This is a genomic window from Anaerotruncus sp. 80 (assembly GCF_009936115.1).
GTDB lineage: Bacteria > Bacillota > Clostridia > Peptostreptococcales > Anaerovoracaceae > Senimuribacter > Senimuribacter intestinalis.
In genome coordinates this window covers 19,151-43,998 of the sequence record NZ_QWES01000013.1, presented here as the reverse complement: position 1 = coordinate 43,998, position 24,848 = coordinate 19,151, and the positions used below count along the sequence as shown (strand labels likewise).

31 protein-coding genes are annotated in these 24,848 nt (G+C 42.6%); 26 read left to right on the top strand and 5 right to left on the bottom strand.

Translation table 11 applies throughout. The annotated features are described in order from the left end of the window. The 7 genes from D1155_RS07855 to D1155_RS07825 all read left to right on the top strand — a co-directional run bounded on the left by D1155_RS07855 (position 1) and on the right by D1155_RS07825 (position 5,548). Complete coding sequence (locus tag D1155_RS07855; protein ID WP_160201846.1) at positions 1-474, top strand: hypothetical protein; 474 nt, start codon at positions 1-3, stop codon at positions 472-474. Positions 475-549: 75 nt separating this feature from the next. Continuing rightward, on the top strand, positions 550-2,013 hold the full coding sequence (locus D1155_RS07850; protein WP_160201845.1) for a hypothetical protein: 1,464 nt from the start codon (positions 550-552) through the stop codon (positions 2,011-2,013). A gap of 4 nt (positions 2,014-2,017) precedes the next feature. Continuing rightward, complete coding sequence (locus tag D1155_RS07845) at positions 2,018-2,329, top strand: hypothetical protein (protein WP_160201844.1); 312 nt, start codon at positions 2,018-2,020, stop codon at positions 2,327-2,329. Beyond that, a complete protein-coding gene (locus D1155_RS07840) occupies positions 2,322-4,166 on the top strand; it encodes a hypothetical protein (RefSeq protein WP_160201843.1) in 1,845 nt (614 codons plus the stop codon). Before D1155_RS07845 ends, D1155_RS07840 begins: the two co-directional genes overlap by 8 nt. After that, a complete protein-coding gene (locus D1155_RS07835; protein WP_160201842.1) occupies positions 4,135-4,542 on the top strand; it encodes a carbohydrate-binding protein in 408 nt (135 codons plus the stop codon). The genes D1155_RS07840 and D1155_RS07835 overlap by 32 nt, the downstream gene beginning before the upstream one ends. Before the next feature lie 21 nt (positions 4,543-4,563). Continuing rightward, entirely contained in the window at positions 4,564-4,974 is a 411-nt protein-coding gene (locus D1155_RS07830; RefSeq protein WP_160201841.1) for a phage holin family protein, read from the top strand. A 1-nt stretch (position 4,975) separates the two neighbouring features. Beyond that, complete coding sequence (locus D1155_RS07825; RefSeq protein ID WP_160201840.1) at positions 4,976-5,548, top strand: N-acetylmuramoyl-L-alanine amidase; 573 nt, start codon at positions 4,976-4,978, stop codon at positions 5,546-5,548. Between the two features lie 32 nt (positions 5,549-5,580). Here D1155_RS07825 and D1155_RS07820 read toward each other — a convergent pair whose 3' ends face one another. Further along, the gene (locus tag D1155_RS07820) at positions 5,581-5,928 is read right to left on the bottom strand and encodes a helix-turn-helix transcriptional regulator (RefSeq protein WP_160201839.1); all 348 of its coding nucleotides are present in this window, start codon (positions 5,926-5,928) and stop codon (positions 5,581-5,583) included. A 279-nt stretch (positions 5,929-6,207) separates the two neighbouring features. On the opposite strand from D1155_RS07820, the gene D1155_RS07815 reads away from it, so the two are divergent. Then, the gene (locus tag D1155_RS07815; protein WP_160201838.1) at positions 6,208-6,831 is read left to right on the top strand and encodes a hypothetical protein; all 624 of its coding nucleotides are present in this window, start codon (positions 6,208-6,210) and stop codon (positions 6,829-6,831) included. Next, positions 6,828-7,574, top strand: a complete 747-nt coding sequence (locus tag D1155_RS07810) for a type II toxin-antitoxin system antitoxin SocA domain-containing protein (protein WP_160201837.1) — start codon at positions 6,828-6,830, stop codon at positions 7,572-7,574. Before D1155_RS07815 ends, D1155_RS07810 begins: the two co-directional genes overlap by 4 nt. 8 nt (positions 7,575-7,582) lie before the next feature. On the opposite strand, the gene D1155_RS07805 is transcribed toward D1155_RS07810, so the two are convergent. After that, positions 7,583-7,774: a helix-turn-helix transcriptional regulator gene (locus D1155_RS07805; protein ID WP_160201836.1), complete on the bottom strand. Its 192-nt coding sequence runs from the start codon at positions 7,772-7,774 to the stop codon at positions 7,583-7,585. A 428-nt stretch (positions 7,775-8,202) separates the two neighbouring features. Here D1155_RS07805 and D1155_RS07800 point away from each other — a divergent pair, with 428 nt between their 5' ends. Next, entirely contained in the window at positions 8,203-8,616 is a 414-nt protein-coding gene (locus tag D1155_RS07800) for a glycosyl hydrolase family 18 protein (RefSeq protein WP_160201835.1), read from the top strand. Between the two features lie 111 nt (positions 8,617-8,727). On the opposite strand, the gene D1155_RS07795 is transcribed toward D1155_RS07800, so the two are convergent. The 3 genes from D1155_RS07795 to D1155_RS07785 form a co-directional block, all read right to left on the bottom strand. Beyond that, on the bottom strand, positions 8,728-8,958 hold the full coding sequence (locus tag D1155_RS07795) for a hypothetical protein (RefSeq protein ID WP_160201834.1): 231 nt from the start codon (positions 8,956-8,958) through the stop codon (positions 8,728-8,730). Positions 8,959-9,008: 50 nt separating this feature from the next. Continuing rightward, positions 9,009-9,479 (bottom strand): ImmA/IrrE family metallo-endopeptidase, encoded by a 471-nt coding sequence (locus D1155_RS07790; protein ID WP_160201920.1) that lies wholly within the window; start codon positions 9,477-9,479, stop codon positions 9,009-9,011. A gap of 121 nt (positions 9,480-9,600) precedes the next feature. Beyond that, positions 9,601-9,924 (bottom strand): helix-turn-helix transcriptional regulator, encoded by a 324-nt coding sequence (locus tag D1155_RS07785; protein ID WP_160201833.1) that lies wholly within the window; start codon positions 9,922-9,924, stop codon positions 9,601-9,603. A gap of 248 nt (positions 9,925-10,172) precedes the next feature. Here D1155_RS07785 and D1155_RS07780 point away from each other — a divergent pair, with 248 nt between their 5' ends. From D1155_RS07780 to D1155_RS07710, 16 genes are all read left to right on the top strand, one after another. Then, positions 10,173-10,577 carry a hypothetical protein gene (locus D1155_RS07780; RefSeq protein WP_160201832.1) on the top strand — a complete coding sequence of 135 codons (405 nt, stop codon included), beginning with the start codon at positions 10,173-10,175 and terminating at the stop codon, positions 10,575-10,577. Between the two features lie 84 nt (positions 10,578-10,661). Continuing rightward, positions 10,662-11,543, top strand: a complete 882-nt coding sequence (locus D1155_RS07775) for a hypothetical protein (protein ID WP_160201831.1) — start codon at positions 10,662-10,664, stop codon at positions 11,541-11,543. Between the two features lie 6 nt (positions 11,544-11,549). Then, positions 11,550-11,729 (top strand): hypothetical protein, encoded by a 180-nt coding sequence (locus tag D1155_RS07770; RefSeq protein ID WP_160201830.1) that lies wholly within the window; start codon positions 11,550-11,552, stop codon positions 11,727-11,729. Beyond that, positions 11,730-13,112, top strand: coding sequence for a phage tail sheath subtilisin-like domain-containing protein (locus D1155_RS07765; RefSeq protein WP_160201829.1), 1,383 nt, complete (start codon positions 11,730-11,732; stop codon positions 13,110-13,112). A 29-nt stretch (positions 13,113-13,141) separates the two neighbouring features. Beyond that, complete coding sequence (locus tag D1155_RS07760) at positions 13,142-13,603, top strand: phage tail tube protein (RefSeq protein WP_160201828.1); 462 nt, start codon at positions 13,142-13,144, stop codon at positions 13,601-13,603. 115 nt (positions 13,604-13,718) lie between these two features. Next, positions 13,719-14,279 (top strand): hypothetical protein, encoded by a 561-nt coding sequence (locus D1155_RS07755; RefSeq protein ID WP_160201827.1) that lies wholly within the window; start codon positions 13,719-13,721, stop codon positions 14,277-14,279. Between the two features lie 71 nt (positions 14,280-14,350). Continuing rightward, positions 14,351-14,485 carry a hypothetical protein gene (locus D1155_RS15965; RefSeq protein WP_279261623.1) on the top strand — a complete coding sequence of 45 codons (135 nt, stop codon included), beginning with the start codon at positions 14,351-14,353 and terminating at the stop codon, positions 14,483-14,485. Positions 14,486-14,582: 97 nt separating this feature from the next. Further along, complete coding sequence (locus D1155_RS07750; protein ID WP_160201826.1) at positions 14,583-17,567, top strand: hypothetical protein; 2,985 nt, start codon at positions 14,583-14,585, stop codon at positions 17,565-17,567. After that, on the top strand, positions 17,564-18,244 hold the full coding sequence (locus D1155_RS07745) for a LysM peptidoglycan-binding domain-containing protein (RefSeq protein ID WP_160201825.1): 681 nt from the start codon (positions 17,564-17,566) through the stop codon (positions 18,242-18,244). The genes D1155_RS07750 and D1155_RS07745 overlap by 4 nt, the downstream gene beginning before the upstream one ends. A 12-nt stretch (positions 18,245-18,256) precedes the next feature. Continuing rightward, positions 18,257-19,276: a hypothetical protein gene (locus tag D1155_RS07740; protein WP_160201824.1), complete on the top strand. Its 1,020-nt coding sequence runs from the start codon at positions 18,257-18,259 to the stop codon at positions 19,274-19,276. Between the two features lie 153 nt (positions 19,277-19,429). Then, positions 19,430-19,729: a hypothetical protein gene (locus D1155_RS07735; RefSeq protein WP_160201823.1), complete on the top strand. Its 300-nt coding sequence runs from the start codon at positions 19,430-19,432 to the stop codon at positions 19,727-19,729. A gap of 1 nt (position 19,730) precedes the next feature. Then, positions 19,731-20,189, top strand: a complete 459-nt coding sequence (locus tag D1155_RS07730; protein ID WP_160201822.1) for a DUF2634 domain-containing protein — start codon at positions 19,731-19,733, stop codon at positions 20,187-20,189. 5 nt (positions 20,190-20,194) lie between these two features. Beyond that, positions 20,195-21,346: a baseplate J/gp47 family protein gene (locus tag D1155_RS07725; protein WP_160201821.1), complete on the top strand. Its 1,152-nt coding sequence runs from the start codon at positions 20,195-20,197 to the stop codon at positions 21,344-21,346. A gap of 8 nt (positions 21,347-21,354) precedes the next feature. Beyond that, positions 21,355-21,936 carry a putative phage tail protein gene (locus D1155_RS07720; protein WP_160201820.1) on the top strand — a complete coding sequence of 194 codons (582 nt, stop codon included), beginning with the start codon at positions 21,355-21,357 and terminating at the stop codon, positions 21,934-21,936. Then, entirely contained in the window at positions 21,937-22,731 is a 795-nt protein-coding gene (locus D1155_RS07715) for a hypothetical protein (protein ID WP_160201819.1), read from the top strand. Further along, a complete protein-coding gene (locus D1155_RS07710; RefSeq protein WP_160201818.1) occupies positions 22,728-24,806 on the top strand; it encodes a hypothetical protein in 2,079 nt (692 codons plus the stop codon). The genes D1155_RS07715 and D1155_RS07710 overlap by 4 nt, the downstream gene beginning before the upstream one ends. Positions 24,807-24,848: the final 42 nt, after the last annotated feature.

Here is a 24,848-nt window from a genome sequence, read left to right as displayed (position 1 = left end):
ATGAAAGACAGACTGGTAGAGCACCCGAATCGGTTTCGGCTGCAAGCGGTCGAGGGAGAGGTTGGTGTTTATGATTTGATACCTCTTCCGGGAATGGTGACTGAAGAAGGAACCGCACTGAATAAGGTGAATATTTTTGATGATGTAATGTCTGCGCGATATGGGCTGAATGATGGAACACCGTCGCAGGCCTTTGGGCGGGCGGTGCAAGTTCTGTATGCAACGGTCAGCAAGGCGGATTGGTCGGAAACTGTAAACAGTGACGGCTGGTATACGAATCATATTGAAATCAACGAAATGAGAGAAGCTTATAGACCTGATGTTCTTTTGGAGATTACATCAGCTGCTCTTGCTGAGGACGAACGCACGGCGTTTAGTCAAATCATGGAGTTTGAAACGTATGACGGGTATGTTATCGCTAAAACACTGGACGTGCCGGACATCGATATCAATATAAGATTTGAGGGAGTATAAAATGGCTATATCATCGTATATATATGTCAGAGATTCCTACAGTAAAGTTCCTGGTGGAATTGAGAGGAGAATGAAATGGGTAAAGCAAAAATTATGGGTGGCGGAGGCGGAATTAATATAAAAAACGGTATTGAACAGCTTGGATATAGCACAAGTGCTGTAATTGAATCTGGAAACTTTGTACAGCGGATTGATAATAGCTATGCGTTTTCGGCAGTATCAGGGGCAAGTGACACAACGCTCATAAGACAGTGTGCGATTGACAATACCCACGTAGCTGTTGCCTATGCGGTAACGAACAGTAAGTCCACGGGTACGGGCAATACTTATGCGCATATATATGCTTACATTGTTACATTGGATGACGATACACGTTCACTTACGAAATCCACAGTGCTAGACTTAGGGTATGCAGGACCTGTAGGGGCATTAGATATATCCTGTAGGGCTAACGGAAAAATCATTATCGGGTATGGGCAGCATTATTCTTCTGGAAAATCTTCTTATGACACAGTGCTTGTGCAAGCATCAGTTAATTACAGCGATATGTCAATTACGAAAGATTGGACTAAGACACTGCGTTCATCGGGATCCTCAGGAAGATACCAGCAGGATATGCATATGTTTTGGTTAGACAAAGATAATGACAAAATGTTGTTATTTGTAGATGGCGGAAGCAACAATTGGCTGGCTTGCATGATTGTACAGTTTACAAATGATTCAAGCAATCCATACGTCATAGTAACCCAAGAAAAAGCAACGGGCGACCCAAGAAACGATTATTACATTGACATTACACCCCTTGACGCAAATCATTTGCTTATGGTTTATTCAGAGAGAACCTATGAGGGGGATGGTTTGTGTGCACGGGTTATCACGATAGATGATAATTATGAAATAACCTACGGTACGAAACTAAAGGTTGATCCTACATACGGTAATTACAGAGTAATCTTAGTTCCGAGCGCGCATGCACAAATCAGTGATAATAAATTCTTGATATTGTGGGCAGCAAAGACTTCTTCTTCCGGCTCAAATGGTGTACTAAGAGGTGTTATCTTAACCGTTTCTAATGATTTCGTATTGTCCATAGCATCGGCAACAGTTGACATCCCTATGCAGAATAACAACGCTACGAGTGGAGTTCATCTGCTCACAGCCTTTGATTATGTAAATACAGAGCCATTACTCATATATACCAGTTATCCGGATTTAGTAACATCATGGGTCCATGTGGACGCAAGTAATATCGTTACAGCTGCTGTTATTAAAAGTGGTATCGCAAATGGTACAGATGTAGGCTCTGGAAGTCTGAAAAGTATAAGCACCGTGGAGAAACCTGTAATACATGCGAATTCCATTGTATCAATAGCCAGTGTTACGCACGGAGTTAGCAGTACTGCTTATTTGGATAACATTTGGATACCGCTGTTTGAGACTTGGGATATCAGTACTGGCTGGATAGATGGAGTTACAAAAAATAATATGAAATACAACTCAAGCGGTAAAGTTATAATTCTAGAGAATATGGAGGAATGACGCTATGAACATAATTGTAGACAGAATATCACGTGTATTGGTGGATTTTGACACAGAAGTCGAATATATGCGCAACGGTTATCCCAGACTGGTGAACAAGGACATTGCATTTGTCGCTGATGACATTGAGGTTTTTACAGGCGTAGATATACCAGAAAACGTTGTAGCAGGTAAATACTGTTATACAGAGGAAGACGGATTTTATCTAAATCCGGATTACGAAGAGCCGAATCCATATGGATTAACAGATGAGCAGTACAATGAAATTGTTGACAGTGTTATCGCGCAAGTGCAGGAAGGAGTTATCAATGGGTAAGTGCAAAATTATCGGGGGGGGGGGGGGCACCCTAAAGGTGAAAAATTCAATGGAGAGAAATGTTATAAACGCCACTAACCAGAAAATTGACGGCAACATGTTTTTGCAAAGAGTACCCGCTGTGGATATTGATAATGGTATTACCGTATCTTATGGAAGTTTTGCAAGTGGAAGCGGTCATACTGTCAAATCAGTTGAGCTTGCAGACCACAGCGTGCTAGTATGTACGCAAAGTTCAAATGGAACATACTCAAAAGATACGACGATTTACGCTACCGTATTTAAAAACGTAAATGGCACAGTTGTTCATTCCAACACTCTGGATCTGCCGCTGCTTGGAAATGGTTTAAGCCTTTCGGATGCATTAATAGACATAGGATGCGCTGAAGATGAAAACGGTAATATCATGCTTGTAATGCAGTTTCAGCAAACTAGTACTCCCAGTGTAATGATATATAAGCACATTATTCTTGACGGCATGAATCTTACAGCAGGCGCATTTGCACATAGTGTACCTGTTTATACTCTTTCATGCCTTAGCCAAAATGGTCAATCGGTTGTACAGGATATAAAATATGCCAAAGGAGTATTTACGAGTGCTTTTGCATATACCCCAACTGGAATATCCAGTTCAACGCAGTATTATCAAGCAACGCTTTTGGTATTTCGGCCTAATTCATCGGGAAGTTTTACTGTAGAGGAGACGACATTTTCAAGGCAACATAGCAGTAGTACGGCGTGCGTATTCATAAACTCGCATGTAATAGGTGCTTTTTTAGTAAGTATATTCTGCATTGATTCATATCTAACATGCTATGTAACGAATCTTACTAAGACCACTACAAATCTATACCAAAGAGTAGCGGACAATTCAACAACAACGGTGAATTCCTCTAAATATGGCGCATTTAGTGAAGTCATTGGAGAAAATGATGTCTTGATTGAATCTTTGTATTTATGCAGACTATACAGAGGAATTCAGGTGCGAATTGTAGATGATGGTACGCCGACTATAGTCAAGAGACTGACAAGCACACAAATATCACAAAATATCCCGTACGATGGAGCAACATATTGGGCTAGCCGCGCCTTAGACAAGTCTCGTGTACTGCTATGTATGAAATGTGCTAAAAGTTCATCCGACTATCATGGGGCAGCGCTTCTATCTTTAGATAGCAGTGGAGAAGTGGTCATCAAATCAACAAGTACTGCACCGACCACTTCAAAAAGTCTTATTCCTGGGGTATTTACGGGAATATTTCGGCAGGATACGGGACGCTATATAGCATTGTATTCGAGTTCTGCAGCTTATATGGAAATTAATATATCCAATTCGGACGATTTATCGTTGGTAATTACACAAGAATTAACTAGCGAATTCTCTAACAGTGTCCAACTAACTTGTTCTGATGATACTAAACCAGCAGTATTCGATAGAGGAGCTGTAGCTACATTTGAATCAGCAAATGCACAGAGGATTGATTCGGACAATATGGGAAGCTATAACATGAATTTCTATTATCGACCCAAATTTGTCTGGGGAGTAACAAATAGAGTTGATGGCAGCTCAATTAAACTGGATATTAATGTGAAACCTGTGGCTTTTAATGCGAACACAGGAGAATTTACACACTATGTAAAACCGTACAATGATTTGGTGTACGGCATCTCGAAAAAGTCTATGCTTCCAAGCGCAGCAGGAATTGCTTATATACCTACAGCCATGCCGGAATCAACGGCGTACGGATTGGCTTATAGCATGGTTGACCGGGTAGTTGAAGACATTAAAACGGAGGTAACACAAAATGTTAACACAGAGTCAGAAATCGTTGATTAATCTTTTAAAAGTAATCTTGCCAACTGCCACGGATGAGGTGGCACTGCGACATGCGGACTGGTATCCGCAGTGGCACCCAGATATCCACGTAACGGCTGGGGACAGGCTTACATATGATGGCGTATTGTACCGCTGTCTGCAGGCGCACAATACACAGGAAACGTGGACACCGCCGGACAGCCCATCGCTTTGGGCGAAAGTACTTATCCCGGATCCAGATGTAATCCCTGAGTGGGAGCAGCCAGATAGTACCAATGCATATGTAACAGGCGACAAGGTAATCCACGGTGGCAAGACGTGGGAATCTCTGGTCGGCGGCAACGTCTGGGAGCCGGGTGCAGTAGGAACAGAAAGTTTATGGAAGGAAGTTAAATAACGCTTTTATGGAGGTAGAACAATGAAGCAGACGATTTGCACAGTTACAGGAATTACAGGAAGCGTGATTGCAGGATTTTTCGGAGGGTGGACAAGCGGCATGACAACATTACTAATCTGCATGATTGTGGACTATATTACAGGATTAATCGTAGCTGGCGTGTTTGGACAATCGCCAAAATCTAAGACTGGTGCTTTAGAGTCAAAAGCTGGCTGGAAAGGACTTTGTCGTAAATGTATGACGATGTTGTTCGTCTTAGTTGCGTACAGGCTTGATTTAGCGCTTAGTACGGCTTACATACGTGACGCAGTAGTTATTGGGTTTATTTGTAATGAGGTAATTAGTATTATTGAAAATGCAGGAATCATGGGGTTGCCAGTACCTAAGCAGATATCCAAAGCGATTGAACTGTTAAAAAACAAGGAGGAATAGTATGGCAAAGAAACCAATTCTATTTTACTTATCCGCAGGGCACGGCGGCGCAGACCCCGGCGCAGTCAGCGGAAAGTTCGTTGAGGCTGACATGGCGAGAACCGTAATGGCAGCTTGCTATAAAGAACTGCTGGCGCATAAAGGACGTACATATAAAGTGGCGTATCCGGAAAAGGATGGTAGCGGCATGTCCCTTGCGGCACACGTTGCCGATATGGCACGTTACAGGGCGAAAGGTTACAGAGTGGTATCTTTAGATGCTCACTTTAACGCCGGCGGCGGTGATGGTGATGAAGTCTGGGTTTGGAAAGGAACCGTGACAAAGAGCCGCCTCGGTAAGGTGCTTGCAAACCTTATCATTACCGAACTGAAAAAGGAAGGTCAGAACACCAGAGGCATCAAATATACCAAAGACCTGTATTTCCTGAAAGGCGTCGGCGTGCCAGTGCTTGTGGAATACGGCTTTGTGGACAATAAGATTGACCGGAAAGGCTTTGACACGCAGAAGGAACTGCAGAACTACGGCAAGGCAACGGCAAGAGCGCTGATTAAGTATTGGGAAAAATATAGGTAAAATTTTAGCCAGGGTGTAAGCCCTGGCATTTTTTAATATTCCATATCAGTAAATTTCCGTATGGCAGCCTTATTGCTCTCCATGAGCATTAAAAGCATCAGCACTTCTTTTTCACTGCAATCGAAAAGCACACGGTTTATTTGATGTTCGATGCAGCAACTTATTTCTTGCCCGTTGAACAAAAGCCAGTCGGTGGATGTTTCCAGGGCTGTAGCGATATCAACTAGTGTGGAGACGCTGAAACTGGAGCGGGCAGTTTCGATAGCGCTGATGTGGGTGACGGAAAGATGTGTCAACTCAGCCAGCTTTTCCTGTGTTAAACCTTTTTCTTTTCTTGCTTTTTTGATTTTTTCTCCGATTTTTTTGAAATTCAGTTCCATGATATAACATACCTTTCTTTTAGATTTTAGGTATATTGTATCTTTTTATAAGTGCTAAGAGGGGAGCGCTCACTAAGTACTGAGAAAAACACAAATAAGATAATGGCAGATAGGCTCTCCCGGCAGATTTCGCAAGACTTTTTTATTTTTGAAAAAAGGTGATGAGTGTGCATCAGGTACATGAATTTGTGGTAATATACCATATGTAGCGGGTTGACAAATGTGATATAATATAAATGGAAAGTTTTATTCAAAACAAAAAAAGCGAGTTATGATTATATGGATATTGTCGATCAGATAATTCGGATTATATGCGAATATCATAAAATATTTGCAGGTATATGGGAACAAATAAGAAAAGAAAAAGTGAATTACAAGAAAAAACAAATTACCGATTTAATTAATAATGATAATTTGTTAGCTGGAATCTTTCAATATAGGTCGTTACTAAATATTAACATACTAAAGTTAACAGAGTTGTTTTGTGCTCTCGAAAATTTACATGCATGTAATTGCAGAATTAATACGAGAGTAAAGACTTATAATTCGATAGTGCAGAAAATAAAAATTTACCTCGTAGGTGACTTGAGGGGAAAAGTAGCAATCAAGAAGTGCTTGAATGATTTATATGGTATCAGAATTATACTAAGTAATGATATAGAATTTGATACTATAATTGATCATATTAATGAAACTTTTCCGGAATTGAAATGTCTTAATGCAAGTAAAAATGGTTACAAAGCAGTGCATGTGTATTTTAGTGAAAGTAATTTCGAACTTCCATGGGAGTTGCAGATCTGGAATGCGTCTGATGAAAGCAAGAATATTGAATTACACAAGACATACAAACAGGGCTATACTGAATGGGAAAATGATTACAATGAAGGAGGTGGAACGGTATGATTAGACATTACATTATTTTAAGTAGCTCATATAAAATGGGAAAACGAATTGCACTAGATTTTCCTATTTCCGAGGGGAGCGATACGAATGATGTAACGGAATGTATTGAAAGGATACAAAGAGAATGTGGAGAGGATGTTTTATATTCGATTCATACAATCGTTACACACACAGATTTGTGGCAAGATGTTGTTGATACAGACACTTTTTTTGAAAGTGTAAAAGTGATTAAATCAGCAGAAAAATTTATAGAACTAGTGAAATCAGATAGAGTGTTGACTGGATTAGATGTTGCAAAATATATTCTTACTAAATTATCATGTACACATTTAAAACTAGAAAAAATGGTCTATTTATGTTATGCAGAACATTTATGCAGAACTAAAGAAAAACTTTTCGATGATGATATTTGTGCTTTTAAATATGGTCCAATTGTTAAGAGTGTCTACGATAAATATAAAGGAAAAGATGCCAGTGTTATTCTCGCAGATAAAGTAGAAATTCCAAAAGATGAAGAAATGGAATTATCGATAAGAAGCAGGATTTTATTTGCTGGAAATGGTATGGAGAAGATGAAAAGTATAGATGAGACAATAGAAAAATATGGTCAAGAGTCTGCGACGTCATTGGTCAATTTAACTCACAAACCAGATGGACCATGGGAGTTATCCTATAAGGGAGGGTATTATGATTTGATTAATGATGATGTAATTTGGGAACATCATTGTGTCGAAACATTATAGCCAGGGCATTAGCCCTGGCTTTCTTCATTTTTTGCAATTCGCTCGTATTCTCTGACAACCATCTCTTCCAGCCACGGGGCGGGATTACGCTTCCCAGCTTCCCAGTCCTGCTGTGTCCGTGCAGGAATGCCCAAAATCTCATAGACTTGTTTCTGCGTTAGACCAGCGGCTTTACGTGCCTCTTTAATCTTGTTTTCCATCTTTTTTCTCCTTGTAATACTTACACAGTTCAACAACACCGTAAATGATTGTGCAGACGATGACTGCAATACCAATATATCCTACGATTCCCATAGCTGTTGACACACGAAAATTTTAAGGGTAAAATATAGTCAGACAGGGGCTTTCGCCCCGGTGCTCACAGCAGGTATTTATCTACCAGCAGGAGCACCAGTCCTGATATTAGACCTGCGATCATGTTATCGGCTATACTATGTAATCGCGGGTCTTTTTTCTTATCATGTTTACCCATTCATGTGCTTTCCTCCTTTCCTTATCTTTAATTATATTATACACGCAATGCGTGCATTTGTCAATAGAAAAGGACAATTTTTACAAACATTTTTTGATTTAATTACTGATAAAAAATAGCATCCATCATTGATGTACGTACACATACGGACCGCCTATGGCGGTTTCGCCAATCAATCAGGTGCGGAAAGTGCTGGACTACGCGGTCAGTGAAATTCCAAGGGAAAAAATTCTGATGGGCATGCCTAATTACGGTTATGATTGGAAACTCCCCTTTGTCAAAGGAGAAACCCGGGCAGAAAAAATGTCCAGCGAAGGGGCTTTCTGGCGGGCGCAGTACTACAATGCGGAAGTGGTGTACGATCAGCTTTCTCAAGCGCCGTATTTCACCTATTTTGATCCGGCTGGAAATAAGCACGTAGTCTGGTTTGAAGACATTCGCAGCATTCGTGCAAAGCTGGCGCTGGTTGAAGAGTACGATTTGGCAGGAGTGGGGTATTGGAACATAATGGACTACTTTCCGGCAAATTCTGAAGTGCTCAATGAGATGTATCAGGTGCGGAAGCTATAAAAATCGAGAATTTTGTAAAACGCCTGCGGGCGTTTTTTGCTTTTCTTGACAAATATGCTCGCAAAAAATAAAAGTGATGCAAGAGTTTCTTAGAAATTCCTGCATCACTTTTTAAACTACTTGATCAAAGGCTGTAAATCCTTCCAAAGCTGAGGCTGGAATCATCATATGCAGCTGGTGGTTATCAATATAACCGATCTCGCGGTCATAAATCTGACATTGACGCTCATGACTAAACCTGGCATTGATCATGATGATATAGGTGTCATCAGCGCAAATGACCGTGCGTCCGTCAATTTCCACGGGAAGATTCAAAAGTAATACGCGTACATATTCGTTCATATATTCTAAATTCATCTCCTAATATTATCAGGCAATACAATCCCCTGAAACTATTCCAGTATATCGATGTCAGCATTGCGGGTGCAGTTCAAAAGTGCATCCGCAAACGCCTGTTGTTTCTCCTCCTGCCAAATATCACCATACTTAGATTCGTAACAGATGATAGACTCTCTGAGAAAAGCCTCATCAATATCCAGATATTCTGCTATTTCGTAAATATCGGTGCAGCCGTTTCTGCAGGCTTCTTTAATATGTTCCAGTGGAATCAGCTTGTTGTATGCCCAGAGTCTGGCAGCACGCTCCTGCTTGGCGTTGTTTAACTCATTTAGATCCAGTATATTGCCCACCGAAGTCTCGTAGTGTCCAAGCTCCTCCGCCAGAATACAAGCCTTCCGCTGCTCGGTAAGACCTTTCTTAATCCAGATTGTATCATCGCCATAAAGCCCCTCGTGGAGCATGGAATGTTCCTCAATATCCAGCGTATCTTCGTACTCGCAGATTAAATCTTCGTATTTGCTCATAGGATTTTTACTCAAAGTTATCACCTCGCGATCCCTTCTTTGCAGAAAAGCAGGCGAGCTTACCTATATGCAAAGGATCGCTCCATTGCAATCATACATGCTGCTAAATTGCAAATCAAGGTTATTTCTTCTTGCGTTTCGATAATATATATTTCTTAAATTGCTCAATTTCGTCCAGTTCTTCTGCTGTCCAGTCGGTGCCGTCATGGTGTGCTGCAATAGTATGCACTTCTTCCTGTGCTTCTGACTGCCAGCCCATAAGCACGGCTGGAGACACATCGAGAATCTCGGCCAGCCTTACGATATTATCGTACTTCATATTCTTAATGTTGCCGGATTCCCAGCGTTGAACCGTAGCCTCGGACACATCCATTTTCTTTGCAATATCAAGCAAAGTGAATCCGCGGGCTCTGCGGAGTTCTTTTAAGGTAGTAAAAAGACTCATGAGATACCTCCTAGGAAAATTTTAGCACATATGTTCGCCCCTTGCAACCGTAAAAACTTGCATTTTACGTAAAAAATTTTCGAAAAGCCTATTGACAAACGTATGTTCTTGTGTTAGTGTAATGACACGATGAAACTTACGTAAAACGCAAGTTCAGTATGAAAACCATATTTTTTTCTGCAAAAACTTACGTAATATGCAAGAAATGAGAATGTGAGTGAAGCCAAATGAAAAGGGAGGTTAGAGAAATGACAAAACCGAAAGAACCATATTGGTACTACGTAAAATCTATCATTAAGGAGTATCCGCAGCTGGAAAAGGAAATGGCAAAGCCGCTGGAGCAAAGGCTCAGTATTTCTTTTGACGCAAGAAGCGGCGGGAAAATCAGCGATCCGACACAGACCTGTGTTATTCACGATTTACCGCCGAAGAAGCAGCGAAAGTATGACGCTGTTACCAATGCAATTTTAAAAACGCGGCTGACACATCCGGAAACAGCGAAGGACAGGCTGAAAATCATCGATCTGGTGTATTTCAGACAGTCTCACACCATTGAAGGCGCCGCCATGAAAGTCCCGTGTCACCGCAATGCAGCGGGAAAATGGCAGGGCGATTTTATCAAACTGGTGGCAGAAGAACTTGATTTGGTTTGAAAAACAGGTGTGTGCATCAGGGACCCAAAATCGTGCTAAGATGTGTACAGTGAAAAAATGAATTTCACCAGAAAGGAGGTAACCATGATTGAAGAGTATATACTGCAGCATTTGCAGGAACAGGCAAAACTGAAATCCCACCTTGCCAGCTATAACGGACTGCCGGCAGTCTTTTTTAACACTGCGCCGTCAGAGCTGGACCCGGCTTGGGATGAGGAAAAACACTTCGGCCAGCTGATTTTGCATCTGGCAATGCAGGACGACCCGCAGCGTCAGGCAAAAAGCAGACTGACTGTAGAGGTTTTGTCTGAGAAAAACAGTCAGACGGAATATGCGCTGATAGATGCAGTGCGTGAAAGCCTTGACGGCTGGTTTTTCGCAGAAGCGAAAAAAGTCATATCGGCGCAGTGGATGTCCATGGAGTCTATAGAGGGAAAGACCATCGTAACCTTTCAAGTTACAGAATACCAAGACCAGACACTTTTCGCAGAAAATCCCGCTGCACTGCTTTCTGAATGGAGCAAGGAACATTTGCCGGAAATCCTCGGCACGCCATGTTATCTGCTCGGCAGAAATGATGTGACATTGCAGCGCGCCTTTAAGCCATCGGAGGAAAAACCGGCGATTTACTGGCGGCTTTGCAAAACTGGAAAATGCGAGACTTTCAAAGGCGGCAGCGGCACATTATGGCGAAGCGGAATTATATGCGGTCATATTATCGTGCCGGGAAACAGCGCAAGAGCTGATGCTATAGCGATTTTGCTCGAACATGCGCTGCTGCGCGAGAGCCGTATCGAAGGAAGCGGGAGCTTTATTCTAATCGGCGAAAGTCAGGGGCTTGATCTGACCCAAAGTCCGGCGCAAACCGGGCAGCTGACGGTGGAAGCAATATATCCGATCACAGCAGACAAACCTGCCTGCGAAAAGCTGCAGCATGTATCAGTAGCAATGAAAGAAAGGGAGTAGAGAAGAATGAAAGAAAAGAAAAACAAATCTGTATACACTGTAGACCAGCTGGCAGATGCTGCCGGTGTGTTTGGCAGCAGAAGCGTGCTGGTAAAAGCGGCTCTTTTAACAGATGGTCGAGAAAGGTATACAGAGGAAGAAGCCAGAAAAGTAATTAAAATGTTTAAACAAAAGGAGGTAAAGTAAATGGCTCAGATTTTTAAAGAAGGAGAAATGAAAGTAAGACCGGACGTATATTATCGTTATGACGTTCGAGGAGAAGAAACAGTTGGCGCAACAGACGGCATCAATGCACTGGTGATGGAAGCGCCGTGGGGACCGCTGGGTGAGGTAAAAGCATTTTACAATGCAAAAGACCTGGCAGAAGCCTATGGAACCTGCGATGGCGTAGAAATGGCAGCAATTATGTTTGCTGAAGGCGCAAGCACAGTATATGTGTACAGAGCAGGTACAGGCGGTGCAAAGGCCAGCCTGACTCAGGGTGACAATGTGGTGATTACCGCAAAATATGAAGGCAGTCGCCCGATTAAAGTAAAAGTTCTGGCGCTGCCGGGCGGAAAGCAGAAACAGTGTCTGGTTATTGCAGACGACAAGGTAAAGGAAGTCTATACCTTTGCAGCCGGCGGTGAAAATGAAGCGGCAGAATTGGCAAGCGTTTTGAAAGCAAGTGCATATGTCACAGCAGAAGAGGGCAAAACCGGCACTGTGGAAGAATTTGAAACAGCGCTCAGCGGTGGTGAGGATCCAAAGGCTGTCGCAGACGATTATCTGGATGGCTTCTATGCGCTGGAACCGTACTATTATAATGTCATCTGCTGCGATACCATTTCTGACAGCATCCAGAATGTGCTGGCAGCTTACATCGAAGAAGTTGTGGAAACCGGCAAGTTTCCTATTGCCGTAATGGGTACAGACTGCACAAAGCCACTGACAGACAGAATGGCAGCGGCAGCAGAAAAGAACAACGGTCAGATTGCCATGATCGGTAATACTTATACGGAACTGACCGGAATTGCAGCAAAGATGAACTGTGCAGTTGCTCATCTGGCAGGCGCAGTAGCTGCAACACCTGCAAACCAGAGTATCGTACATAAAGCGCTGAAGGGTGCTGGTGATGTGACAGAAAGATTCACAGGCACTCAGTACGAGGAAGCAATAAAGAACGGTTTAGTACTGCTTTCCAGGAGTGCGGATGGTCAGGTCTGGTTTGACTCCGGTGTTACTACACTGGTAAATCTGGATGAAAATCAGGACGCAGGTTGGAAAAAGCTGAAGCGTACCAAGGTAAGAAATGAATTAATGCGCAGACTGCACGTTGCTATGGAAAAGAAAATCGGCAAAGTGAACTGCGACAGTGACGGCATTGCCGATGTAATTCAGACCGGTATCCGAGTACTGAACGACATGGCAAGAGAAAAGAAGATTATGCAGGGAGGCATCTTTACGCTGGATACAGAAAATCCGCAGACCAGCGATAGCGCTTGGTTCATCGTAGAGGTTGACGATATCGATACACTGGAAAAGATTTACCTGCACTACAGATTCAGTAATACACAGACCAATGCTTAAAATTTTAGAATGACGAAAGGGGAAAAAATATGTTAGATCAGAAAACACTTGTAAAAAATCTTATGACAGGAAAGGATGGAAGCTTGTTTATTTCAGTTGGAGATGATACTGTAGAGCTTTTTGAAATCGACACTTATTCTGTCAAAGCAAACTATACCAATCTGGATTACCAGCCGGTTGGTTCTTATCAGAAATTCGGCGTACCGGCAGACGTATCCTATACGCTGACCTTTACGGAAGCGGTTGTTAGAGATGATATCATTATGAAACCGCTGATGGACGCAGCGAAGGCCGGAAAGAATATTAGCTTTACGTTCAGAGCGAAGGTGAAAAGACCTGACGATACAAAGGCACATCTGGTGCTTGAGGAATGTATTCCAGATGGAGAATTTGACCTGATGACCCTGACACCGGGCGAAATCATCAAGAGAAATCAGTCTTTCAGAGTTAATGGCGCACCGGATTTTCAGGATTGGTTAAAAGACTTATAAAAAATTCAGGCTAAAGTTTATGGAAGCTGCCGCCAGCGGCAGCTTCCGATTAAAGAAAAACGTAGGGGACGATAAGAATTTCACTACGCAGAAGCTAACAGGAGGAGATTAAAACATGGAAAACAACACACAGGAAACGATGAGAAGCACATATATTACACCGGTAACCGATCCGGATATTCCCGCAAAGGTTGCGGAGAAAATCGAGAAGGAAGATGAATACGATTTGGTGAGCTCACTTCTTGCAGCAGCGGAGTATCAGCAGGCGCCTGAGATGGTGAAAGAGGTGGAAATCAGAAGAAAGGGAAAACTGTACTTCACTGTGCATGTTCACCCGGTATCTGAGGAAGATATTTCCTTTGCTAGAAAGAAAGCCTCCAAATATTATGAGAATCCACAGGGTAAAAAGCTGCCGAGAGTTAGGGGTGAGTTGGATAGCAACCTATTTAACTCATGGATTATATATTTAGCAACGACAGAGGCTGACAGAGAAAAAATTTGGGGCAATGCCGCAATGATGAAAAAATTAGGTCATTTGAAACCGGTGGAGTCCATCAATTCTCTTTTGATTGCTGGTGAAAAATCCCAGCTCATTGATCTGATCTTTGATATCAGCAGAATGACTGACGATGAGGATGAGGAAGAAATCGGCAGTGAGAACTACGCAAAAAACTAATTAAGGTAAGCGGACTGGCGCAGTGGCTTCACTTCGCTTATCAGAATCATAACAAAGAACCCGGCATTCTGATGGGACTTCGAACCTGCCAGGATCTGGTACTCCCCGGCGAGCGTACTTTCATGATGGCGTCGGATTTGCTGGCGGTGGAAGAGGGCTTCGTACCTGTCAAAGTCAGCAGCTTTGGGAAAAAAGAAGTGGAATAGAGATGATAAAAGGACGGCATACACAGAAGGGGTTGCCGTCTTTTGGTTTAAAGAGATAATGGGGACGAATACATTATAATGCAAGAAAGGAGAGAAAATGGCAGATAAAGTTATAATTGCGATTGATGATAAAGTTACAAACAAAACAACAAAACAACTGGGGGAACTCTCAAAACAGATTACTGGAATCAAAGATACAGTAAAAACATTTGGAAAGATGAATGTAAGACCTAAAGTAACATTAGACAATACAAAGTTTTTGGAGAGCGTAAAGGATTCTGAGTCTAAATTAAATCGTTTGGAAAAGAAATGGGTGGCTTCTATGGAGCTAAGTGACAAAACATCTCTAAAGGTGCGACAAATACAGTCTCGTTTATATAATCTTGCCAATCGTAACTATCAAATTAAGATAGGAATAAATTCTGCAGGAGTGTTGCAGGAAATTGGAAAAATAAGGCGTGAACTGAACCAGCCGTTTGTAATCGGAGTCCAGCAGTCTGAAAAAGGATTTAGCAGTTCTGGTGGAATAAAGTTTAGTAATCCAATAAAGACACAAGATGGATTATCTTCAGCTACAAAAAAATGGACGCTTGATAGTATGAAAGAGGAGTGGAAGGACTTAACGGATACAGCCTCAAAATATAAGTCCACAGTGGAGAAATATAAAAACTTGAAGACCCGCTTTGAAACGGCGGATCCTGCATCTCCAGCAGGACGATTAAAAGGCGTTTTAAACAAAGTTAAAATGAAGTTTTCAGGAGGGGTAAATACAACAAGTGGTGTTCCTATGCTTACATCAGAGGTGCCGATGGTACAAAGCCTTGAGGTGGGCGCTCCAGCACTTGTGACTAGCGCGGCTCAAACATTTGGTTTAGCGCTGGGAGCTGCTGGGATAGCAGAGGGAATAGATCATATTGGGAATGGAATTTTAGCAGATAATAGCTATGCAAGAACATATGAAATGTCTAAAGGTGCTGCGAAAATAGGTGCCGTAGGAACAGGTGCCGCAATTGGTTCTGCGTTTGGCCCTCTTGGAACCGCAGTGGGGGCTGGAGTTGGTTATCTTGCAGGAAAATATCTTAGTGATCCGATAGCAAAATGGGCCGGGGGAGGAAAACTAGGTGCAATGAAAAATGCTGCCATATCCCCAGAGGCAGCAGAACGTTTAGAGGAATATCGACAGAAGCAGGCAGAACTGGCAAAATCTAAATTAGATGAAAAGTTTGGGAAGATTACACTTTCCGCAAAAGAACTATCGGAAGTGGTTAAAGGATTATTTGACCCAGCACAAACTGCAAGAATTAATAATGCAAGTGCTGCGATATCAGAGGTTGAAACGGCCTTTAATACATTACAGCAAAATAACGCTGGATTTAAAAAAACTCTGTGGCTTTCGTCATCGGAAAAGCTAGATTCAGTTGAACAAAATAATTTAAAGTTTTCTGCTGACAATTTCGGAGAGGAACAAATTGCATATTTAAAGGATAAACAGTATGCAGATATTGAAGCGGTTAAAGCTGTAGCAGGGGAAGGAGAATCTGGTGAAATACTAATCGATAGTATAAATGAGAAATATACAGAGAAAATTGATGAAGCACAAAAATTAGTTTCGAAGTTAAAGGAAAAGACTGCTAAAGCACTGGAAGATGGGTATATTGACAAAGCTGAACAAAGTGGGCTTGATAAAATAATACAGGATATAGAAGCGCTTGAGAATGGGACGAGTACCTCTGATAAGAATGAAGATCAGACCGAAAAAAAGATAAATCCTTTTGAGAATATGGCAGTAAGCAGCTTGAAGGATATGGATTGGGCTTCTTTTCAGAACATTATATCTGGTGGAATTAGCAGTGCGGACGAAAAAGCAGCGGTTCTGGAGGATGCTTATAACAGCGTTGGATCGCAGTTCAACGCTGAGGAAAGAAAGATAGCACTGTGGGGTAAAAACGGAAATGGAGAAGAAGGTCTATATGCGGAAAAGACAAATCTTTATATGGATGTTGCTAAGACTACAAATGAGGAGTTCAAAAATCGTTTTAAAGGTGAACTCGGGTATTTCGGAGAATCATCGATAACTGAAATAAGTGCACAGATGAAAGAGAATCCTTATGAAAGTTTTAAGAAGTTTAGAGACCAAGGCAATGCATTGCGTGCGGATGAAGAAACAAGAGCGGCTGTAGGAGAATATGTTGACAGTATGGCTGGCACTACACAAAAAATATTAGAGTTAGCCAAACAATTTGAAGCTGCTGGAGTTGCTGTGCCACAAGAAATGCAAGAATATTTAAAACAAATGGACTTTTACGCATATGTCGCAGATGACAAAGCGATGAATTGGTTAAGTGATAATGCTAATAGAAAATTCCAGACGGATAACTATGATTATCTGGCAGGCGCTGCACAAACGCCACAAACAGAAAGTTCCCAGGAGGGTGGTGGAACTGCGACAGTTGCGACACAATTACAGGTAGATGGTGAAAAAGTAATTGATGGACAGATAAATATTACACCGGAGGATTTTGGAATTCCTAAATTTATACAAGCACCAGTAGATGTATATATTAAAGGCAATAAAATTGTTGGAGAAGCACCATCACTACCACAACCATCAGGAAATAGAGGAAAATTAGTTAACCATAAATACCGCGGCGGCATCATTGCCCCAGCTTTCGCAGACGGCGGCTACGTTCACGGCGGCGCCCAGCTGATTACGGTAGCGGAAGAGGGCACGCCGGAGGCGATTATCCCGCTGGGCAGGCACAGAAGAAAGCGGGCGCTTGAGCTTTTCAACCAGGTCGGCGGCTATCTGCAGGCGCCAGGCTTTTCTCCGAAAGGCTTTGCAGCGGGAGGTATCGTAGGCAGCATTGGCAGTCTTAGCGGTGTTGCAGGAGGCAGCGGCGCACCGGTCGCAATCGAAGTCGGCGGTGTGGAAATCAAGGTGGAGGCAAAGGATGGACAGTCCCTGGTCGAAACTATCAGAGAGAACAAAGAAGCAATCAGTGAAGAAATCGCAGGCGTATTTAACGCAGCCTTTAAGGGACAGTTTGCTAATACGCCGGCAGCAGGAGGTGCAGGATTATGATGAGAATTGTTGCAAGAGAAGTAAATAACAGCAAGAAAGAACTGGACTTTGACTGGCTGCCGCTGGAAATCAAAGACAGCGGCGGCGATATAAGTTTTGCCAGCTATAATCTTTTGGACAGAGGTGAAATCGTAAGACCCGGCGGCAAAGGTCTGCGGCGCATCTCGTGGGAAGGACGTTTTCCGGGGGAAAGCAGAAAGGATCTGTCTATGCTGGCAGGGCCGTGGCGCGATCCGATGGAATGTGACGAGCTTTTGCGTAGATGGCGTGATAAGGGCAAGAGAATTAGCCTGACCATAGAAGGAACCAATATTTCTAAATTCCAGTGCTATGTCAGTCAGTACTCGTCTTCCTATGCGGGCGGACTGGGCGACCTTGAGTATTCCGTCGAATGGATTGCCTACAAGCCAGTTTCTGTTACCGTAAAACCTAAGGCAAAAAAGAGCAAGAGCGGCAAGACTCGCCCGTCGAAAAGCTTTACGAAGTATACCGTAAAAAGCGGAGACACCCTCTGGGGTATTGCAGAAGCAAAATTAGGAAATGGAAACAGATACAAAGAGATTTATAATCTCAATGAAAAGGCAATAGAGGATGCGGCGAAAAAGCATAAGTTCAGTTCCTCAAACCACGGCGACCGTATCTGGCCGGGGCTGGTACTGAAATTACCGAAGAAATAAGGAGGGAGCAAAATGAATTATGAGATACCGACATATAAGGTCGTGGTTAAATCGCCGGATGGCAAGACCTTTGATACAGCAGGCATTATAACAGGACTGACGCTGACCGAGTCCAAAAGCCAGCTGGCGCAGCGGGCGACAATCAGAATGTTTAATAGATATATTAGCAAACACGGATATCCCAGTAACCTTTTTCCTGTGAGAAGCCGTGTTTTTATTTACGCAAAAGGCGGTGGAAAAACGAAGCGAGAGGAGGTCTTTCGTGGCTACGTGTGGGACACCGATTATAGCCTGGGAAATGGAACCCAGCTGACCCTGACCTGCTACGACAATATGATTTACTTTATGAACTCCCAGATTTTGACTTACTTTTCCAAGGGAAAATCCACCAAGGAGATTGTAAAGACCCTGATGGAAAGGCGGGGCGTGAAGCTGACCTATAACTACAGCAGTATCACCCATCCCAAACTGCCGCTGTCCGGAACCCTTGCTGACGTGCTGACTTCTGAACTTCTCGATGAGGTGCAGAAAAAGAAGGGCGTAAAGTATGTGGTTAAAAGCAAAAAAGGAAAGATTTATATCGACAAGCAGGGAAGCAATGAGAAGGCGTACTGCATTTCCCGCGGGTCGCAGAGTATTATGCAAAGCTATAACAGGTCTGTCACCATGGATGGCATGGTAACAAGCGTAATAATTGCCGGAAAAAGCGATGAAAACGGAAAGCGCAAGATAGAGGAGCGGGTTGATAAAAACAGGAAGACCTATGGCACTTTAGCAAAGATCATTTATAAGGATGAGGATACGAAGCTTTCCGAGGTGAAGAAAGAAGCGAACTACATTCTGGACGAAAATGCGACGCCGCAGCGGGAGTACGAGGTGACTGCGCTGGATATTCCGTGGATTCGCAAAGGAGATCGGGTACGGATTGAGTTCAACAAGGGTACATACCACGACTGTGTTGTCAACGAAATTACCCATAACTGCGATCAGGCAACTATGACCTTGAATGTACGGCGTATGAAGAAAAAATAAGGACAGGGCAACACTGTGCAAAAGGGGCTAAAAAAACTGATAGAATGTGTATAGTGAAAACGTATAGAGATACTGCCGTGTTAGCGTAAACTGCCCCATTTTGAGAAAAAAGGGCAGTTTTAAGAGGTTTTTCGAATAAAAAGGAGGGGTTATATGGCAAGCAATATTGAAAAGCTGGGAGAGACTCTGCAAGGCAGAATGCGAAGTGTGAAGCAGTCCGGCAGCGGCACACTGCTGGAACTTGCAGAAATAGGGTCGGGCGGAGTGCTTTTGCCTGATGTGTCACCGGGACCGATTCCTGCGGGTGAGTATTCCATTTGCAGAGCTGTATTAGGTAAAGTGACAGCGGATTTTCGCTACGAGAAATTGAAAGCCGGCGACCGGGTTTTGCTCTGCTGGTGCGGGCGCGAGCCGGTTGTCATTGATGTAATTGCAAAGGAAGGAGGTGAATAATGTGGAGGACGAATATTTATTCCCAGAGGATTTGGAAGAGATAGAACCAGATGAAGATGTGCTGGAATCAGGTGAAGCGGCAGGCTATGTGGGAGCGCCTGCCTTTGATGGAGACTTTGTAAGGGATGGAAAAAACTGTGTGCGGGCAGCAAGTCCTATGGATGCGTGGAAACAGTGGTGCGTTAACTGCCTATCCATGGAGCGGTATGCAAGTCCCTTGTATTCTTCGGATTTTGGCATTTCTCTGACAGAGATTTTGCAGGCGGATACCAGAGCTGAGGCAGAGGCGATGTTTCGGGCAGAAGCAAAGGAAGCCCTGGAAGCAGACCCTTATGGCAGGACTGACTATGTCGGGGAGATTACCTTTGACTGGGGCAGTGACAGCGTAAAAGTAACAGTAGAAGTGGTTGGCATTGATGGTGCTGCCATAGATTTTGAAGTGAATTTGGAAGGAAGGTGAGAAAGATGGCAGAAGAATGGACTATGCCGGAATTTCTAAACAGAGATTTTGAAGAAATTATGGAAGAGATGACCGCAGATTTGCCGGAGGATATTGATGTGAGCGAGGGCAGTCACCCGTACAACCTCCTTGCGCCTACGGCAAAGCAGGAAGCGTATTTTGCGCAGTTTATCCTGGCAGAAGCGATGAAAAGAATCTTTCCACAGTTTTGCGAAGGAGAACCGGAATATGTGGACTATCATGGACAGGTAAACGGGATGAGCAGAAAGGCGGCTGCTTATGCAGAGGCGGAGCTTTCCGTGACGGGCACAGCAGAAGCGGTAATCCCTGCAGGAACGGTTTTTACAACAGCCAGTGTCAATGATACGGCGTCGGTGAGTTTTGTTTCTGCGGAAGCTGTGACGCTGGATGAGAACGGCTGCGGACGAGTTACCGTAAGGGCAGAAGCGCCGGGAACAGGCGGAAATGTAGGCGCAAACACGATTATCCTGCAGGAAAGCCCTATTGAGGGGATTTCTGCAGTGACAAATCCAGAAGCTGCAAAAGGTGGAACCGATGAGGAAAGCGACGCAAGCTTTATAGCGCGGATTATGGAATACGAGAAAATGCAGGGTCTTTCCTTTGTAGGAAATACCAGCGATTACAAGCGCTGGGCGCAGGAAGTGGACGGCACGGGAACAGCCGTGGTGGTGCCGCCTTCGGAAGACGATGATTCGGGGCTTGTGACGATCGTGCTGACAGACAGTCAGGGGAATCCCGCAGCGGAGAGCCTTTGCAAAAAAGTCTATGACTATATTGTAAGTCCTGATGAGCCGGAAAGGCGTAAAGCGCCAATTAACGGCGCTGTGCTTTCTGTAGTGCCGCCGGCGATTTTGCCGGTGCATATTTCAGCGACGGTAAATCTGATGGAGGGTGTATCTTTGGAAGCAGTTAAAAGTGCTTTTGCAGAAAAGATAAGAAGATATTTGGCAGAAGTGCCTTTGGAAAAGGAAATCCGCTATACGCGTATTGGGGCATTGCTTTCGGAAACCCAGGGCGTGAAGGATTACGATTATGAAAGTCTTCTTGTAAACGATGACCGCAGCAATATTGCTGTAGAAGTCAATCAGTTCCCGCAAATTGAGCAAGACGGTATTTCCCTTGCAGAAAGGCGCTAGGTGACAGGATGGAATATTACAGCAGTGAGAGAATTGAAGAGATTTTGAAAAGCGATAAGGCGCGGGAAATTCTCGGCTGGTTTCCGCCGGTATACAGCGATGCCTATGTATTTTTGTGGCTTTTGGAGGAGGTGGGCATGAGTCTTTCTCGTCTGGAACAGTGGGCGAGAGAGTTTGCTGAACAGGTTATGCCCCAGACGGCTACCTGGTCGCTGCCTTACTGGGAAGAGCGATACGGAATTTTGCCCGATGAAAAACTGAGTCTCTCTCAGCGGCGAAATCAGATTGTGAACAGGCGCAGAACCCGTGCGCCGATGCCGCCTGCCAAGGCAATAGAAATCGTTGAAAATTTGACCGGCGTGGATGTGCGCATTGAAGAAAATACGGGAAAAAACAAGTTTACTGTGATGTTTGGCGATGTAGTGCCGCAAGATGTCATAGCAGCAGTGAGACGGGAACTGAATATACTGAAACCCGCCCATTTGATTTATGAAATAGTCACTTCGATTTTTTATGAAATGGTGACAGCAAGATATCTGGCAGCAAAAGCCGGAGTGTTTAAAATGTATGAGGTAAAGGAGGAAGAATAAATGGCAACATGGACAAATTTTTGTAGAACCCAGCAGGGAAAAGCGCTGGATATGAAGCTGATTAGCAAGGAGCAGCCTCTTCGACTTACGAAGGCGATAGCAGGCGCTGGGCGTATTGATCCGGCGCAGCTTGTTTCGCTGGCTCAGCAGCCGGAGCCGAAGCAGCAGCTGGTTTTACTGGACAAGGAAACGAATACTGACGCAGCCGAAATTACTCTGCCCGTTTTGCTTACCAATAAAGGGCTTACAGAGTCTTACCATATGCAGACTCTGGGGATCTATGCACAGGATCCGGACCTTGGAGAAATTCTCTACATGGTCAGTCAGACTTTAGCGGAGGAAGGTGAAGAAATTCCGACAGAAGCACAACAGCCGGCATTTTCTATTCAGTGGAATCTTTGTATAAAGGTGTCGGATACGGAAAACGTGACCGTAGAAGTGCCGCAGGCGGGAGTTTTGACCGAACTTGCCGCAGACAGACGGTATGCGAAGGCGGCTGATTTTGCGGAGCTTGCGGAAGGTGTCGCAGGTAAAGCCGAAAAGTCTGCAGTTGTACTGGGTGTGGTGAGAGCGCAAAGCTGGGATCAGACGGACAAAACCTACAGCTTTGAGACCGAGTATCCGGCAGGTTCTTATGATCTTGCAGTGGAGCCGGACAGCAGCTGCTCAGAAGAACAGCTTGAAGCGTGGGGCAGTGCGAAGGTTGTAGGTAGTGTATCTGCAAATGTATTAAAAGCATTTGGAGATGTGCCGGCAGTGGATGTGCCGGTGATTATGGAGGTGAAGAGGAAATGAGTATTAGTGTGAAGAATACCGGCGGGGGAAGCGGCAGCAGTTTTCCTAATGGGACTAAATGGATGCAGAGTAATATAAAACCTATTGGCAAATTCGTTAATTATAATAATTTATGGGTATTGTCCAGCGATGGTTTTATGTATTCAGAAGATGGAAAAACTTGGATACAAAGCAACATTACTGGAGTTAATTTTGATTCTATCTATTATAACGGTGAAATTTGGGTTATTGGTAGTACTGAACATGGTCTTTATTATTCAACCGATGGTAAGACATGGACACAAAGTAATGTGACCAATAATAGTTTTATGACTATATACTACGCAAATGATATTTGGATAGCAGGTAGTCAGTATGATTCAATGTATTACTCTTTAGATGGTAAATATTGGATTCAATGTAGCGGAGTAGACGAAGACTATTTTTATGATATATATTATAATAATGATATATGGATTGTAAGTAGTGCAAATGGGCTATATTACTCAACAGATGGTAAATTATGGACGAAAAATACAGAAATCCATAATTCTTCAAAAATATATTATTATAATTCAATATGGAATATAACTTGTACTAATGGGCTGTATTATTCAGAAGATGGAAAAGCTTGGATAAAAAGTAATATAACATTTGGAGATGTTAAAGGTATAAAATATAATAATAATATTTTTATTTTATATTCTGATTATTATGGGTTGCATTACTCAACAGACGGAAAAACTTGGACAAGAAGCAATATTACTAGTGGATTTTTCAATTTTGTAGATTACAATGACGATGTTTGGGTTGCCGGCGGTTCAGATGGTTTATATTATTCAGACGATGGAAAGGTTTGGACGCAAAGTAATATAACCGACAAAAATTTTATGAGTATATGTTATAAAAACGATATTTGGGTCGCTGGGAGTAATAGTGGCCTTTATTATTCTATTAACGGAAGAGATTGGCAAAGCGATGTATCTAGTGGAAATTTTAGCAACATACAGTACTCTGATGGTATATGGGTTATTGGAGGTAACGGATTATATTATTCTGAGGATAATTGTAGACATATTACAAATATTTTTATTTCTGTTGAAGAACCTCTTAATTTTTACAATGCTAATGGCACATGCGTAATTACAGCTTATAATAGAGTATATTATACAAAAGATGGGAAAATATGGAATCAAAGTGATATAACTGGTTCTTATTTCAATTTTATAGATTATATTAATAGATTGTGGTTATGCGGTAGTTTATACAATGGTCTTTATTATTCAGAAGATAATTGTAAGACATGGACTAAAAGTAATTTAACCACCGGGGTTAATTGTGTATACGGCGCTAACAATTTATATGTTGCTGCTGTCAGTTATAGCGGTCTTTATTATTCATCAGATGGTAAGTCATGGACTAAATCAAATATAACTTCTGGTGAATTTTCCTCTGTCTATAATTGTAATGGTATATGGGTAGCATGTAGTAATAGTGGCCTTAATTATTCATTGGATGGTAAGTCATGGACTAAATCAAATATAGATAGTGGATATTTTCATAAGGCATATTTTGCAAATGGCATCTGGGTTGCTGGAAGCGGTAAGGGCTTATATTATTCATTAGACGGAAAAAACTGGACTCAATCAAATATAACTTCTGCCAATTTTTCTTCTGTCTATAATTGTAATGGTATATGGATAACAGCTAATGATCTTAACACCGGGGTATATTATTCATTAGATGGACAGACCTGGACTCAATCAAATATAGACAGTGGATATTTTTATAGTATATATTATAAAAATGATATTTGGGTTATGGGACATTCTACTGGTTTATACTATTCATTAGATGGAAAAACCTGGAGTCAATCAAATGTAACTGGAATAAATTGTTTTGAAATTCAAAATTCAAATGGTATATGGATAGCAGGTTGCGATACTGGTTTATACTATTCATTAGACGGAAAAAATTGGACTCAATCAAATATAGACAGCGGACATTTTAATTATCTATGTTGTAATGATAATATATGGATCGCTTATAATAGAAAATATTCGTATTATTCAGTAACATGGGAACCATCTAGTTAAAGGCGGATATAAAATGAATTACAAGCATTATCAAAAAAGTTG